General features: G+C 60.1%; 10 protein-coding genes. 8 read left to right on the plus strand and 2 right to left on the minus strand.

All coding sequences use genetic code 11. The features are described from left to right. Positions 1 to 37: 37 nt before the first annotated feature. A complete protein-coding gene (locus tag AO353_RS26745) occupies positions 38 to 1,660 on the plus strand; it encodes an MFS transporter (RefSeq protein ID WP_054597682.1) in 1,623 nt (540 codons plus the stop codon). 88 nt (positions 1,661 to 1,748) lie between these two features. On the opposite strand, the gene AO353_RS26750 is transcribed toward AO353_RS26745, so the two are convergent. After that, on the minus strand, positions 1,749 to 3,182 hold the full coding sequence (locus AO353_RS26750) for a serralysin family metalloprotease (protein WP_054597683.1): 1,434 nt from the start codon (positions 3,180 to 3,182) through the stop codon (positions 1,749 to 1,751). Between the two features lie 280 nt (positions 3,183 to 3,462). On the opposite strand from AO353_RS26750, the gene AO353_RS26755 reads away from it, so the two are divergent. The 7 genes from AO353_RS26755 to AO353_RS26785 all read left to right on the plus strand — a co-directional run bounded on the left by AO353_RS26755 (position 3,463) and on the right by AO353_RS26785 (position 12,603). Then, the gene (locus AO353_RS26755; protein ID WP_054598352.1) at positions 3,463 to 3,816 is read left to right on the plus strand and encodes a hypothetical protein; all 354 of its coding nucleotides are present in this window, start codon (positions 3,463 to 3,465) and stop codon (positions 3,814 to 3,816) included. Between the two features lie 390 nt (positions 3,817 to 4,206). Then, positions 4,207 to 4,497 carry a hypothetical protein gene (locus AO353_RS31750; RefSeq protein ID WP_054597684.1) on the plus strand — a complete coding sequence of 97 codons (291 nt, stop codon included), beginning with the start codon at positions 4,207 to 4,209 and terminating at the stop codon, positions 4,495 to 4,497. A gap of 287 nt (positions 4,498 to 4,784) precedes the next feature. Then, a complete protein-coding gene (gene mgtA, locus AO353_RS26765) occupies positions 4,785 to 7,499 on the plus strand; it encodes a magnesium-translocating P-type ATPase (RefSeq protein ID WP_054597685.1) in 2,715 nt (904 codons plus the stop codon). A 126-nt stretch (positions 7,500 to 7,625) separates the two neighbouring features. Next, positions 7,626 to 9,320: a Na/Pi cotransporter family protein gene (locus tag AO353_RS26770; RefSeq protein WP_054597686.1), complete on the plus strand. Its 1,695-nt coding sequence runs from the start codon at positions 7,626 to 7,628 to the stop codon at positions 9,318 to 9,320. Further along, the gene (locus AO353_RS26775; RefSeq protein ID WP_054597687.1) at positions 9,308 to 9,661 is read left to right on the plus strand and encodes a DUF2493 domain-containing protein; all 354 of its coding nucleotides are present in this window, start codon (positions 9,308 to 9,310) and stop codon (positions 9,659 to 9,661) included. The genes AO353_RS26770 and AO353_RS26775 overlap by 13 nt, the downstream gene beginning before the upstream one ends. A gap of 96 nt (positions 9,662 to 9,757) precedes the next feature. Then, entirely contained in the window at positions 9,758 to 11,701 is a 1,944-nt protein-coding gene (locus AO353_RS26780) for a DNA topoisomerase III (protein WP_054597688.1), read from the plus strand. Positions 11,702 to 12,237: 536 nt separating this feature from the next. Then, the gene (locus AO353_RS26785; protein WP_054597689.1) at positions 12,238 to 12,603 is read left to right on the plus strand and encodes a DUF6124 family protein; all 366 of its coding nucleotides are present in this window, start codon (positions 12,238 to 12,240) and stop codon (positions 12,601 to 12,603) included. Positions 12,604 to 12,779: 176 nt separating this feature from the next. Here AO353_RS26785 and glsB read toward each other — a convergent pair whose 3' ends face one another. Beyond that, positions 12,780 to 13,688 (minus strand): glutaminase B, encoded by a 909-nt coding sequence (gene glsB / locus AO353_RS26790; protein WP_054597690.1) that lies wholly within the window; start codon positions 13,686 to 13,688, stop codon positions 12,780 to 12,782. Positions 13,689 to 13,790 lie beyond the last annotated feature (102 nt).

Here is a 13,790-nt window from a genome sequence, read left to right on the forward strand (position 1 = left end):
GGAACAACAATAAATAAACACTGTGAGGGATACCGACATGTCAGAACAGGCTCAAGCCATCGCCGCAACGCTCAGCGCCGGCACCAGCAAGGAAACCCGGACAGTCATCTTCGCCTCGTCCCTCGGGACGGTGTTCGAGTGGTATGACTTCTTCCTCTACGGCGCCCTCGCGGCGGTGATCAGCAAACAGTTCTTCGCCGGGGTCAACGACACCACAGCCTTCATCTTCGCGCTGATGGCCTTTGCTGCCGGTTTCATCGTGCGGCCGTTCGGCGCACTGGTGTTCGGTCGACTGGGGGACATGATCGGGCGCAAATACACCTTCCTCGCCACGATCATCCTGATGGGCCTGGCAACCTTCTCCGTCGGCCTGCTGCCGACCTACGCCAGTATCGGCATTGCCGCACCGATCATTCTGGTGGTGCTGCGCATGCTTCAGGGCCTGGCACTCGGCGGCGAGTACGGCGGTGCCGCGACCTACGTGGCAGAACACGCGCCCGTCGGCAAACGCGGTTTCCACACCAGCTGGATTCAGTCCACCGCGACCCTCGGTTTGCTGCTCTCGCTGCTGGTGGTGCTTGGCTGCCGCTACTTCACCGGTGATCAGTTCGAGGTCTGGGGCTGGCGCATTCCGTTCCTGTTGTCGATTGTCCTGCTGGGCATTTCGACCTGGATTCGCCTGAGCCTGCACGAGTCGCCGGCCTTCTTGAAAATGAAAGAAGAAGGCAAGTCCTGCAAAGCACCGATCCGCGAATCCTTCGGTAACTGGGAAAACCTCAAAGTCGTGCTGATTGCATTGTTCAGCATCAACGCCGGGCAAGCGGTGACCTTCTATGCGGCACAGTTCTATGTGCTGTTCTTCCTCACCCAGTTCCTGAAAATGGACCCGGCCCTGGCCAACACCCTGCTGATTGTCAGTGTGGTGATCGGCGCGCCGTTCTTCATTTTCTTCGGCTGGCTGTCGGACCGGGTCGGGCGCAAACCGATCCTGATGATTGGCCTGTTGCTGGCCACCGTGCTGTACTTCCCGATCTTCAAAACCCTGGCCCATTACGCCAACCCGGCCATCGACCGCGCCAGTCAACAAGCGCCGATCAGCGTGCTGGCCGATCCGGCCACCTGCACCTTCCAGTTCGACCCGGTCGGCAAGGCGCGGTTTGACAGCCCCTGCGACAAAGTCAAAACCTTCCTGGTCAAACAAGGCCTGCCTTACAGCAGCAAAGCCGCCCCCGCTGGCAGCGCGGTGCAGGTCAGCGTTGGCGATGTCACTATCGATGGTTACGACGACGCCGCCCTGCGCGGTGCCGTGACCCTGGCCGGTTACCCGCAACAGGCGGACACCCAGCAGATCAACAAACCGATGATCGTCGTGCTGATCGTCGCGCTGATCATCATTTCGGCGATGTGCTACGGGCCGCTGGCGGCGCTGATGGTCGAACTGTTCCCGACGCGCATCCGCTACACCTCGATGTCCCTGCCGTATCACATCGGTAACGGCTGGTTTGGTGGTTTCCTGCCGACCGTATCGTTCGCGCTGGTGGTCTACACCGGGGATATTTTCTACGGACTGTGGTACCCGATACTGATCACCGGGGTGAGCCTGGTGGTGGGCATGCTCTGCTTGCGCGAAACCAAGGACGTGGACCTGGAGAAAAACTGACGGCATAAAAAAAGTCCGCCCATGTTGGCCCTGGGCGGACTTTCATTTCACTGCACGGAACCGCATCGGCGGTTCCTGTCAGCAGAGTTTAGGCGACAATATCAGTGGTTGCCGCCTGACCGACCGTTCCCACGGCAAAATCTACCGCACCGTGGCCGGTGAGATCGATATACAAACTGGTCTGGTTGGTCTGTGCGAAGTACGTCAGGATCGCGTCGCCGGCATGGCCGGTGAAGCCACTGACGAAGTTCAGCGTGGCGGCGCCAGACGCGAACTGCGCGATGCCCGACAGGTCGATCTTGTCCTCACCGCTGGTGAAATCCATGATCCAGTCCGGCGCGGTCATGGTCGAATCGGATGCCGCGCCGAACACGAAGGTGTCCGCCCCTGCCCCGCCCCACAAGCTATCGCCGCCACCGCCGCCGTAGAGGATGTCGTTGCCGGCACCGCCTTCGAGCAGGTTGGCCACCGCGTTGCCGATCAGCAGGTCATTGCCCGAACCACCGATAGCGTTTTCCAGGGATACGCCGTGGGCGATGGACACATTGCCGACCAGGCCGCCAACGTCAGAGAACGAGCCTTGGTTGAGGTTGATCTTCTGGTTCTGGCTGAAGCCCGAGAAGTCCAGGGTGTCGTTGCCGCCACCGTCCCACACCGAGAACACCACTTTCGATTCAGCCGACGTGGCGCTGTAGAAATCGCGACCGGCGTTGGAGTTGAAGCCATAGACCGTATCATCGGCACGGGTCTCGAGGTTGGCACCGTAGAGTTTTTGCACCGCGACAATGTCATCCATCAGCGGTGCCGAGGCGTACGCACCGCTGCCATCCTTGCTGAAGTCCTGACCGGTGTTGCTCTCGCTCCAGTAACTCATCAGGCTGTAGCCGCGCGTGTCCTGAGCGTAGGTCACGTCGTTATAGGTCGGGTTGCCGCTACCCGCGTTATAGACGCCCGGATGGGACAGGCCCAGGCTGTGACCGATTTCGTGGGTCAGGGTCTGACGCCCGTAGTTGTTGGTGCCCGGCGTCTCGTTGACCCGGTACTGATCGTTGATCAGGTACCAGGACTGACCGTCGTAGCTACCGCCCGACGGCAAGTAGGCGAACGCCGCGCCACCGGTGCTGACATCGTAGTTACCGAAGCTCAGGTGCCCGTCACCGCCTGCGACCCCTTCCTTGAAGGTGACATTGGCCACGTCCGACCAGGATTGCAGAGAGAGTTTCGCCTGGGCTTTCTGCAGATCGCTGAACTCGCTGAAATGACCCAGCTTGGTGTTGTAGTTAGCCGGCGCCGACGTCATGAAGCTGAAGCTCAGTTCGACTTTGCCATTGCCGTCCGTGTCGTGCCAGGACAGGTTTTTACGCAGAATCTGATCAGCCGCCTGATCCGCGGTGAACGACGGTTTGCCGTTAATCAGCTCAGCGCCACCGCGATCATACAAATGGCTGAAGGCATCGACCTGACTGTAGGCCGAACTGACCTGCCCTGAAGAAATGAGCGCTTTTGCTTTGGCCTGTGACATCACTTACGTCCTTGTTTCAAATAGTCGGTTCCGATAGACCACGGCGACCCCTTCGCGAGATCGTCCTATCACTCGCCCTGTTGAAGGCGTAACGAAACTGACACAGTTTGAAGCAGCGGGGCTATTGAATTTTTAGATAGCCACCGCTCAAGGGCGAAGCGTCATGCCTCTTTTTTTGACCGGACTGATGGTACGCCCCTTCATCGCCAGCTGATTGACGTCTGCCCCCTGCAAGCGCGAGATAACAGGTTCAGCAATGTTCGAACAAGGGGAGTTCAACATGGTCAATGTCACCGTTTTGGCAGGAGATTTTCAACAAGGCGATAGCGAGTACCGTGAAGGGGCGTTGCAGTTGAAAACCCTTTTCAACCCTAACCAGGAAATCAAAGTGCGGCCCTCGGCATTCAAAACCCTGGAAGTGGCAACCGAGGACAGCGTGACCAACAAGGATGCGATTGGCTACAGCATCGCCGGCGCCATGCTGCTCGGCCCCATCGGGGCAATCGCCGGCTACCTGATGGCGGGCAAGGAGACCGAGATTACGTTCATCGCCACGCTCAAGGATGGTCGCAAGCTGTTGGCGGCAACGGACAGCGATACTTACCGGGATATTTCCCGACACATGCATCATTAAGCGTTACAGCGTAATCCCTTGTGCTCATGACGACTGAATGTCATGAGCACTTCGCGCCTTAATATCGATCACTGTCGACTGCAATTATTCTGACCGTCCCTTCTGCACTGTCCTTATCTGTCTAATGCCTTAACAACATGGATTTAAGGTTGACGTCAGCGGCCTGCCTGAGTACATTGCCCGGGCCGGTAACTCAGGCCTTTTTTCAACTCACAAAAGAATCCAATGGACACAGTATCTAGACGCTGTCTGGCTGATGCGTTTTCGCAGAGCTGGGCACTTAACCCAGAAAATGACGGGACTCGACTCCTCGGTCGGGTGAGCTGCGCTAGGGCTTGACGCTCCATCGTAACTTGCCTCTCCGGCGTCAGTCCGGTTGCGAGGCATGTTATGAACTTCAAATCTACTGTAATGCCAGGTGTACGCGCCTTCGCCTCGACGATGCGCGTAAAGCCTTGCCGTGAGCGCCCTGTGGCGGCTCACTCGCCGTTTTCCTCCCCTTCTTCGCGCACTCAGGCTCAGCTGCGTGCCACTTGGCGCGTCTGCCCGTCGACCGGCCAACTTCAGCAACGCTGGAGCCTCGACGAAAGCCAGGAACCACCGAGTTGGTGCTTTGCGCACCTCCTGCAGCAGGCCAGCGTATGGCTCGGCCTGCACCTCGGGGCACGCACTTTCAGTTGATCTGAAAGTACTTCCAAGGGTGTATAACCAGCGTTTTCCTTAATAAGGAATTCGGCAACTTTCTATTGCCTATTTAACACACAGACTTCATGAGGTTCGTTATGGACGAGGCCAGTAGTAGGTTCGCTGCATGCCGTTTTTTATTGGGCGTGCAGCGAACGTTAAACACTAAAAAACACAATAACTTTAATCGACCGCTTACTTGCGACTCGACCTACATTCGCTCGCCTTTAATTAGCTGAGTTTGCAGTGTGTCGTGCCGCAAGACTGCGGCAGGAGCACACGCAATGACCCTTGTAAAAGATCCGAAAAAGCACGTCCGGGGCGCCACGAACGACGACACCAAGCTGTCGATGCGCGCCGCCCGTGAGGCGCAAAACGGCCTCGCAGTTACCCTCGCCAACGTCAAGACTTCCGCCGACGGCCTGACCGAGCTCGATGCCGAAGGCCGCCTGCAACGCGAAGGCTTCAACGAAGTGGCCCATGACAAGCCACCTCACGCCATCGTCCAGTTTCTCCAGGCCCTCAACAATCCGTTCATCTATGTGCTGCTGGCGCTGGCCGGCATCAGCTTCGTGACCGATTACTGGCTCCCACTCCAGGCAGGCGAAGAAATCGACCTCACCAAAGTCATCATTATCATGACCATGGTGTCGCTCAGCAGCCTGCTGCGGTTCTGGCAGGAACACCGCTCGGCCAAGTCGGCAGAAGCGCTCAAGGCCATGGTCCGCACCACCGCCACCGTGCTGCGTCGCGAGCAAATGGGCATGAAGCCCAAACTGCGCGAAGTGCCGATGCGTGAACTGGTGGCCGGCGACGTCATTCAGCTGTCGGCCGGTGACATGATCCCGGCTGACATTCGCCTGATCGAATCCCGCGACCTGTTCATCAGCCAGGCGGTGCTGACCGGCGAAGCCTTGCCGGTGGAGAAATACGACACCCTGGGCAACGTTGCACAGAAGTCCGCCTCCGCAACAGCCGCCGACCAGTCAAACCTGCTGGACCTGCCGAACATCTGCTTCATGGGCACCAACGTGGTCAGCGGCACCGCCCGAGCGGTGGTGGTTGCTACCGGCCCACGCACCTACTTTGGATCGCTGGCCAAAGCCATCGTCGGCTCACGGGTGCAGACCGCTTTCGACCGGGGAGTAAACAGTGTCAGCTGGCTGCTGATCCGCTTCATGCTGGTCATGGTGCCGATCGTCTTCCTGCTCAACGGTTTTTCCAAAGGCGATTGGGCTGATGCGCTGATGTTTGCCCTGGCCGTCGCGGTCGGCCTGACCCCGGAAATGCTGCCGATGATCGTCAGCGCCAACCTCGCCAAAGGCGCGATGGCGATGGCTAAACGCAAAGTCGTGGTCAAGCGCCTCAACGCCATCCAGAACTTCGGCTCGATGGACGTGCTCTGCACCGACAAGACCGGCACCCTGACCCAGGACAAAATCATCCTCGAGCACCACGTCGACATCAATGGCCGGCGCGACGACTCGATTCTTGAACTGGCGTGGCTCAACAGCCATCACCAGAGCGGTCTGCGCAACCTGATGGACCAGGCGGTGGTGCAATTCGCCGAGCGCAACCCGACGTTCAAGATCCCGTTCGCCTACAGCAAGATCGATGAGCTGCCGTTCGACTTCATTCGTCGGCGCCTGTCGATCATCGTCAAGGACAGCCGCGACGATCATCTGCTGGTCTGCAAAGGCGCGGTCGAGGAGATGCTGAGCATTTCCAGCCACATCCACGAGAACGGCGTGGTAGTTGCATTGGATGAGCAGCGTCGCAAAGCGCTGCTGGCGATGGCCAACGAGTACAACGAAGACGGTTTCCGGGTGCTGGTGGTGGCGACTCGCGAGATCCCGAAAGCCCAGAGCAAAAACCAGTACAAAACCAGTGACGAACGCGAGCTGGTAATTCGCGGCTTCCTGACCTTCCTCGATCCGCCGAAAGAAACCGCTGGCCCGGCGATTGCCGCGCTGCGCGACATGGGCGTGACCGTCAAGGTGCTGACCGGCGACAACGCTGTGGTCACCAGCAAGATCTGCCGCGAAGTCGGCCTGGAGCCTGGCACCCCGCTGCTCGGCCAAGACATCGAGAAGATGGACGAGTCGACCCTCAAGTTGCGGGTTGAAGAACGCACGGTGTTTGCCAAGCTCACGCCACTGCAGAAATCCCGGGTACTGAAGGCGCTGCAGTCGAACGGTCACACCGTCGGTTTCCTCGGCGACGGCATCAACGACGCCCCTGCCCTGCGCGACGCCGATGTCGGTATTTCGGTCGACAGCGGCACCGATATTGCCAAGGAATCGGCGGATATCATCCTGCTGGAAAAGAGCCTGATGGTGCTCGAAGAAGGTGTGATCAAAGGTCGCGAGACCTTCGGCAACATCATGAAGTACCTGAACATGACCGCCAGCTCGAACTTCGGCAACGTCTTTTCAGTGTTGGTGGCCAGTGCCTTCATCCCGTTCCTGCCGATGCTGGCGATCCACCTGCTGCTGCAAAACCTGATGTACGACATCTCTCAGCTGGCGCTGCCGTGGGACAAGATGGACAAGGAATACCTGCGCAAGCCGCGCAAGTGGGACGCCAAGAACATCGGGCGCTTCATGCTGTGGATCGGGCCGACCTCGTCGATCTTCGACATCACCACCTTCGCCCTGATGTGGTACGTGTTCTCGGCCAACAGTGTGGAAATGCAGACCCTGTTCCAGTCCGGCTGGTTCATCGAAGGCTTGCTGTCGCAAACGTTGGTGGTGCACATGCTGCGGACCCAGAAGATCCCGTTCTTCCAGAGCACCGCGGCCTTGCCGGTGATCCTGATGACCGGGCTGGTGATGGTGCTGGGCATCTACATCCCGTTCTCGCCACTCGGCACCCTGGTCGGTCTGCAACCGCTGCCATGGCAGTACTTCCCATGGCTGGTGGGCACTCTGCTCAGCTACTGCGTGTTCGCCCAGTTGATGAAGACCTTCTACATCCGCCGCTTCAAGCAATGGTTCTGATCGTCTGAACGCCACAATCCCTGTGGGAGCAAGCTTGCTCCCACAGGTTTTTGTGTTCGCCGCCTCTATACGCCGCGATCCGGCTTTCGTGCCATCAATCAATGAAATAGCAAAGGGAGAGTCCTCATGTCGGGAACTACTCTATTGATCAACCTCGCCGGCTCCATCGCACTGATGCTCTGGGGCACCCATATGATTTCTTCGGCGCTGTTGCGCGGCTTCGGCACGCCTCTGCGCCAATGGCTGGGCAAAAACCTCAACAACCGCTGGATGGCCGTGCTCTCGGGCGTCGGGATCACCGGCATTTTGCAAAGCAGCACCGCCGTCAGCCTGATGGCGACCTCCTTCACTGCCGCCGGAGCGCTGGGCCTTGCGCCAGCGTTGGCGGTGATGCTCGGGGCCAATATTGGCTCGACGCTGGTGGTGCAACTGCTCAGTTTCGATATTTCAATCGTCACCCCTATCGTCCTGCTGGCCGGGTTCATCGTCTTCCGCCTGCGCGATGACTCACGCTACGAGAGTGTCGGTTGCGCGCTGATTGGCCTGGGCTTGATGCTGCTGGCGCTACGTATGCTCGGGTCGACGCTGGGAGAGGTCGAAGGCACGCCGATCTTCCATGCACTCATGCACAGCCTCGATGGCGACATGATCATTGCCTTGCTGGTGGCGATGCTGCTGACCTGGATCTGCCATTCCAGCGTCGCGGTGGTGTTGCTGATCGCCTCGCTCGCCGCCACTGGTCTGCTCTCGCCGGTGACCAGCATGGCGCTGGTGCTCGGGGTGAATATCGGTGGCGCCCTGCCCTCGGTGCTCAACACCAGTTCCGCCGTGGCCCGGCGCTTGCCGGTCGGCAACCTGCTGGTGCGGGTCATCGGGGCGCTGGTGTGTTTGCCGTTCGTGCCGATGCTGGCTCAGAGCAGCCCGATTGCAGAGCTGACACCCGCGCTACGGGTGGTTTGCTTGCACACCAGCTTCAATCTGCTGCTGGCGCTGGTGTTCATCGGCCTGACGGAACCGCTGGCGAAACTGCTGACGCACCTGCTGCCGTCACCTGCGCGGGATGTTGATCCCGGCATGCCGCTCTATCTGGATGAAGCCGGCCTCGCGGTGGCGAACATCGGTTTGTCCAACGCGGCGCGTGAAGCCCTGCGGCTGGCCGACATGCTCTCGATCATGCTCAACCGCGTGCTGCAACTGTTCCAGACCTCTGACCAGCGCAACGTCGATGAGGTACGGCAGATCGACCAGTCCCTGGATCTGCTGAGCGCAGCGATTCGTGCCTATCTGGCGGACATCGGCCAGGAAGGCATCAGTGACAGCGACGCCGATCGCTCGCAGGAAATCCTGATGTTCGTGATCAACCTGGAGCACGCCGCCGACATCCTGTCCACCAGCCTTGCGCAGTTGGCAGCGCGCCGACTGCGGCGCGGTGAAAACTTTTCGGCCTTCGAACTGGGCACGCTCTATCCGCTGCACAACGAACTGCTGGAAAGCCTGAGCCTGGCGATTACCGTGTTTCTTCGCGAAGACCTTGCAACCGCCCACTATCTGGTCAACCGCAAAGAGTCGGTCAGAAGGCTCGAAGCTGCCGCCAGCCGGGCGCACTTTCGTGCCCTGCGCGAAGACAAAAGCGCCTGGGCCGAGTCCGGTGACATTTTTCAACGGCTGCTGCGCGACTACCGACGCGTGCATCACCACATCGCGGCGCTGGCCTACCCGGTACTCGAACGCGCCGGGGAACGCGATATCGAGAGCAATGACCTGACAGATAGCCATCCGCAACCGTCTGCCGACAAGGATCAACTGCCATGCGCGTCCTGATCTGTGCCGGGCGTTATTACGCTGACACCCGTACCTGCCGCCGAGTGCTGGAAGCCTTCCAGTGCCTGCACGAAGTGCGTGTGCTGATCCACGGCGGCAATCAGTTTCTGGGCGGCGAAATCGAAGACTGGGCCCGGGAACTGGGCGCGAACATCGTGCGCTACCCCGCCAACTGGCAACTGCACGGCAAGCTGGCGGAGCGCCTGCGCAACAGCTTCATGCTGCAAGACAGCCGACCCGACCTCGTCATTGCGCTACCCGGTGGGGAGGACACCGAAGAGCTGATCGCGCAAGCCAGGGCAGCCGGTATTCAAACGTTGCAGATGAACGAAGGGGTTTAACCCGCCTTAACTGTACATCCATACAGATAAAGGTTGATCCACGCCGCTGTACCCCGCATGCTGTGCACCTTCAAACCCTGATGACTGATGGTGGTTATGCAGCTGTTTCTCTGTGAAAAGCCTTCCCAGGCCAAAGACATTGCGGCCGTGCTCGGTGCCAGCCGGCGCGGCGACGGCTGCTGGCTGGGAACGGGCGTCACAGTGACCTGGTGCATCGGCCACCTGCTGGAAACCGCACCGCCGGATGCCTATGACGCCCGTTATAAACGCTGGGTCCTGGAAGACCTGCCGATCATTCCCGAGAAGTGGAAGATGCTGGTCAAACCCAAGACCGCCAGCCAGTTCAAAGCGGTCAAGCGGCTACTCGGCGAAGCGGATGAGCTGGTGATCGCCACCGACGCCGACCGTGAGGGCGAGATGATTGCCCGCGAGCTGGTGGAGCATTGCCGCTATCGCGGGCCGATCAAGCGCCTGTGGCTGTCGGCGCTGGACGATGCGTCGATTCGCAAGGCCCTGGCGGCGCTCAAACCCGGCGCAGAAACCTTCAGTCTCTATCACTCGGCACTCGGGCGCTCGCGTGCCGACTGGCTGATCGGCATGAACATGAGCCGCCTGTTCACCCTGCTCGGGCGTCAGTCCGGCTATCAAGGCGTGCTGCCGGTGGGCCGGGTGCAAACTCCGACTTTACGTCTGGTGGTCGATCGCGACCGCAGCATTGCTGACTTCGTGCCCGTGCCGTATTGGGCCATCGACGTACAACTGCTGCATGACAACATCCCGTTCACCGCCCAATGGCGCGCCGCACCGGAGGTCTGCGACGAGCATGACCGCTGCCTGAATCAGGCGCTGGCTCAGGAAGCGGCCATGGCCATGCGCAACGCTGCCAGTGCGCGGCTGGTCAAGCTGCGCACCGAGCGGGTCCGCGAAGCTGCACCGCTGCCGTTCGACCTTGGCACGCTGCAAGAAATCTGCTCGAAAAAGCTCGGCCTCGGTGCCCAGGAAACCCTGGATGTGGCCCAGGCGTTGTACGAAACCCACAAGGTCATCACTTACCCGCGCAGTGACTGTGGCTACTTGCCGCTGAGCCAGCACAGCGAAGCACCGGGCATTCTCGCCGCCCTTGGGCGTGCCGACCCCAGCCTTGGCGAGTTGCTCAAGCACCTTGAGCCACAACGCCGGTCGCGGGCCTGGAACGACGCCAAGGTCAGCGCCCACCACGGGATCATCCCCACGGCGGCGGCGAAAAACCTCGAACGCCTGACCGGCAAGCACCGTGCGGTCTACACCTTGATCCGGGCGCGGTATCTGGCGCAGTTCCTGCCCAATCACGAATACGACCGCACCCAGGCTGACTTCGACTGCGCCGGGCAAGCCTTGCGTGCGGTGGGCAAACTGATCGTCGAGCCGGGCTGGAAGCGCGCACTGCCCGAAGCATTGGCGCCGGCGAAAGGACGGGAAGCTCCGGCGCCGCAGACGCTGCCGGCACTGGCTGAAGGGTGCGACTACGCCGTCGCCAACGTGACGCTGAAGGACCTCTGGACCCAGCCACCCAAGCCATTTACCGAAGGCGACCTGATCAAGGCGATGAAGAATGTCGCCAAACTGGTGGAAGATCCGCTGCTCAAGCAAAAGCTCAAGGACACCACCGGCATCGGCACCGAAGCAACCCGCGCGGGAATCATTCAGGGGTTGCTGGACCGAGGTTATCTGATCAAGAACGGCAAGGCCCTGGCCGCCACACCGCCAGCCTTCAGCCTGATCGACGCCGTGCCCCGGGCCATCGCCGACCCCGGCACCACCGCGATCTGGGAACAAGCCCTGGACATGGTGCAAAGCGGCGAAATGAGCCTTGAAGAGTTCGTCACCAAACAAGCCGCCTGGATGAGCAAACAGGTCGGCCGCTGCACCGGCCTGCGCCTGACTATCAGCGGCCCGGCAAGCCCGGCCGGCAAAGGGGCCGCGCCCTGGAAGAACAAACGCAAGACCACCAAGCGTAAAACCGCACCTGCCACCAAACGCAAAGCAAAACCCACCTTGTAGGAGCACGGCTTGCCGGCGATGGCGATCTCACGGGCCCCATCGCTGGCAAGCCATGCTCCTACGACGGCGGGCGGTCGCTATCGGACGCAGTCCTCGCCACTCCGGCGTACGCGGTTTTCCTGAACGAACGTGTTGCTTGATTTTACGACTGCTTCGCAGCCGAACGCAGCCTCGCGGGCTCGACAGCTGCTACGGGTGTTTAAGCTTGCCTACGCAGTGCCCATCGGAGGCTACAGCGCCTTGCGTCACGGCCTACACCTACGCCAGAATCCGCCGGCTTGTGCGCTTTGGTCCTCGCCTCTATTGTTTCCGTGTCACTGCCCATCAGTGATCGGGTTTAGTAGCCCGCGTTAACTTTCCAACGGCTGCACGAGCATCATCCAGTCAGGGCTTCCCTGCACTTGATGGTAGCTGTGCGCATGGCGCCCTCGGGCGCGCCGGTTTTGGTGGGTTACCCGGTCTACTAACTTGCGCACAGCTGCCACCCTTTCGTTTAGTAGCGCAATGGTTGCAGCCCTACTTATGGATGACCCCCAATGTTCAAACCTACGCCGAACCCTCCCGAAACCGATCCGGTTTCCCCCTACGCCTCCCTCGATTCAAAAGAACTCCACGCCGCCGCACACCGTGCGCTCGATCATTACCTGGTGCTGCCCGAGACCAAGGCATTGTTAACCGACCGACGCCCCGGCTGCATTTTCGTCATCGCCCCCGACATTAACTCTGAAACCCTGCTGGCCCACGCCTGCGAAACCCTCGCCTCGGCCAATGTCATGGCCAGCGATCTGGCGTTCGACCTCGAAGGCCCTAAACGCAACACCGCGCTGGCGATTCAGCAGATGATTTCGCTGGCCGAACTCGCCGTAAATCGCGCACTCGACCACCTCGATCCACCGGAATAGCGCCCAACGCCGTGGGGATCTTGTGGGAGCGAGCCTGCTCGCGATGACGGTTTTACATTCAGCATCAATGGTTGCTGTCACACCGCTATCGCGAGCAGGCTCGCTCCCACATTCGATCCTTGCTGTTTCGAACTTTGTGTTCACTTAACTGACCGACATTGGGCCAAGCTCGAGCACTAGAACACCGACCAGCCAATGCGCTGGCTCAGCAATTCCAGCGCTGCCATGCCAGCCAGTGAGTTGCCTGCCGGGTTCAGTTCCGGTGACCAGACGCACACGGTAAAGCGCCCCGGCACCACGGCCACGATGCCACCGCCTACACCACTCTTGCCCGGTAGACCAACGCGATAGGCAAAGTTGCCGGCTTCGTCATACAGACCACTGGTGGCCATGATCGAGTTGACCTGTTTGGTCTGGCGCGCCGTGAGGATCTGTTCGCCGCTGTGTTTGCAAAACCCGTCATTGGCCAGGAAACAGAAGGCCCGGGCCAGATCGACACAGCTCATGCGCAGCGCACAATGGCTGAAGTAGCTGCGCAGCACTGCTTCTACATCGTTATGAAAGTTACCGAACGATTGCATCAGGTAGGCCATGGCCGCGTTGCGCGCACGGTGCTGGTATTCCGACTCGGCGACTTTGCTGTCGACCATCACTTGCGGGTTGCCGGACAACCGCCGCACAAAATCGCGCATCGACAGCGCTGGCGCGGCAAAGCGTGACTGGTTGATATCGCAGATCACCAACGCCCCGGCATTGATGAACGGATTGCGCGGTCGACCGCGTTCGAACTCCAGCTGCACCAGCGAATTGAACGGCTGGCCGGACGGCTCGTGACCGAGTCGCTCCCAGATCGCTTCACCGGAATGCTCGATGGCCTGCACCAGGCTGAACACCTTGGAAATACTCTGCACCGAAAACAGCGTGTGGGCATCGCCGGCGCAATACAGCTCGCCGTCATTGCCATACACCGCAATGCCCAACTGATCGGCCGGCACACTGCCCAGCGCAGGAATGTAATTAGCCACCTTGCCCTGTCCGATCAGGGGGCGAACCGTGTCAAGAATCTCGTTCAACAACGCTTGCATGCCGGCTTCCGAATTCACGCCCCGTGCGACCGCGGGGACACAGACGCTAGACGTCACAAACGCACGTCAGAGCACAGTTTTTCGCTCAACTGCCAACCCCTC

The organism is Pseudomonas fluorescens (assembly GCF_001307155.1).
GTDB lineage: Bacteria > Pseudomonadota > Gammaproteobacteria > Pseudomonadales > Pseudomonadaceae > Aquipseudomonas > Aquipseudomonas helvetica.

Bases quoted from the DNA above. Each gene is read 5' to 3' on its own strand.
- AO353_RS26745 (WP_054597682.1), top strand. From the start codon at position 38: ATGTCAGAACAGGCTCAAGCCATCGCCGCAACGCTCAGCGCCGGCACC.
- AO353_RS26750 (WP_054597683.1), bottom strand. From the start codon at position 3,182: ATGTCACAGGCCAAAGCAAAAGCGCTCATTTCTTCAGGGCAGGTCAGT.
- AO353_RS26755 (WP_054598352.1), top strand. From the start codon at position 3,463: ATGGTCAATGTCACCGTTTTGGCAGGAGATTTTCAACAAGGCGATAGC.
- AO353_RS31750 (WP_054597684.1), top strand. From the start codon at position 4,207: ATGAACTTCAAATCTACTGTAATGCCAGGTGTACGCGCCTTCGCCTCG.
- mgtA (WP_054597685.1), top strand. From the start codon at position 4,785: ATGACCCTTGTAAAAGATCCGAAAAAGCACGTCCGGGGCGCCACGAAC.
- AO353_RS26770 (WP_054597686.1), top strand. From the start codon at position 7,626: ATGTCGGGAACTACTCTATTGATCAACCTCGCCGGCTCCATCGCACTG.
- AO353_RS26775 (WP_054597687.1), top strand. From the start codon at position 9,308: ATGCGCGTCCTGATCTGTGCCGGGCGTTATTACGCTGACACCCGTACC.
- AO353_RS26780 (WP_054597688.1), top strand. From the start codon at position 9,758: ATGCAGCTGTTTCTCTGTGAAAAGCCTTCCCAGGCCAAAGACATTGCG.
- AO353_RS26785 (WP_054597689.1), top strand. From the start codon at position 12,238: ATGTTCAAACCTACGCCGAACCCTCCCGAAACCGATCCGGTTTCCCCC.
- glsB (WP_054597690.1), bottom strand. From the start codon at position 13,688: ATGCAAGCGTTGTTGAACGAGATTCTTGACACGGTTCGCCCCCTGATC.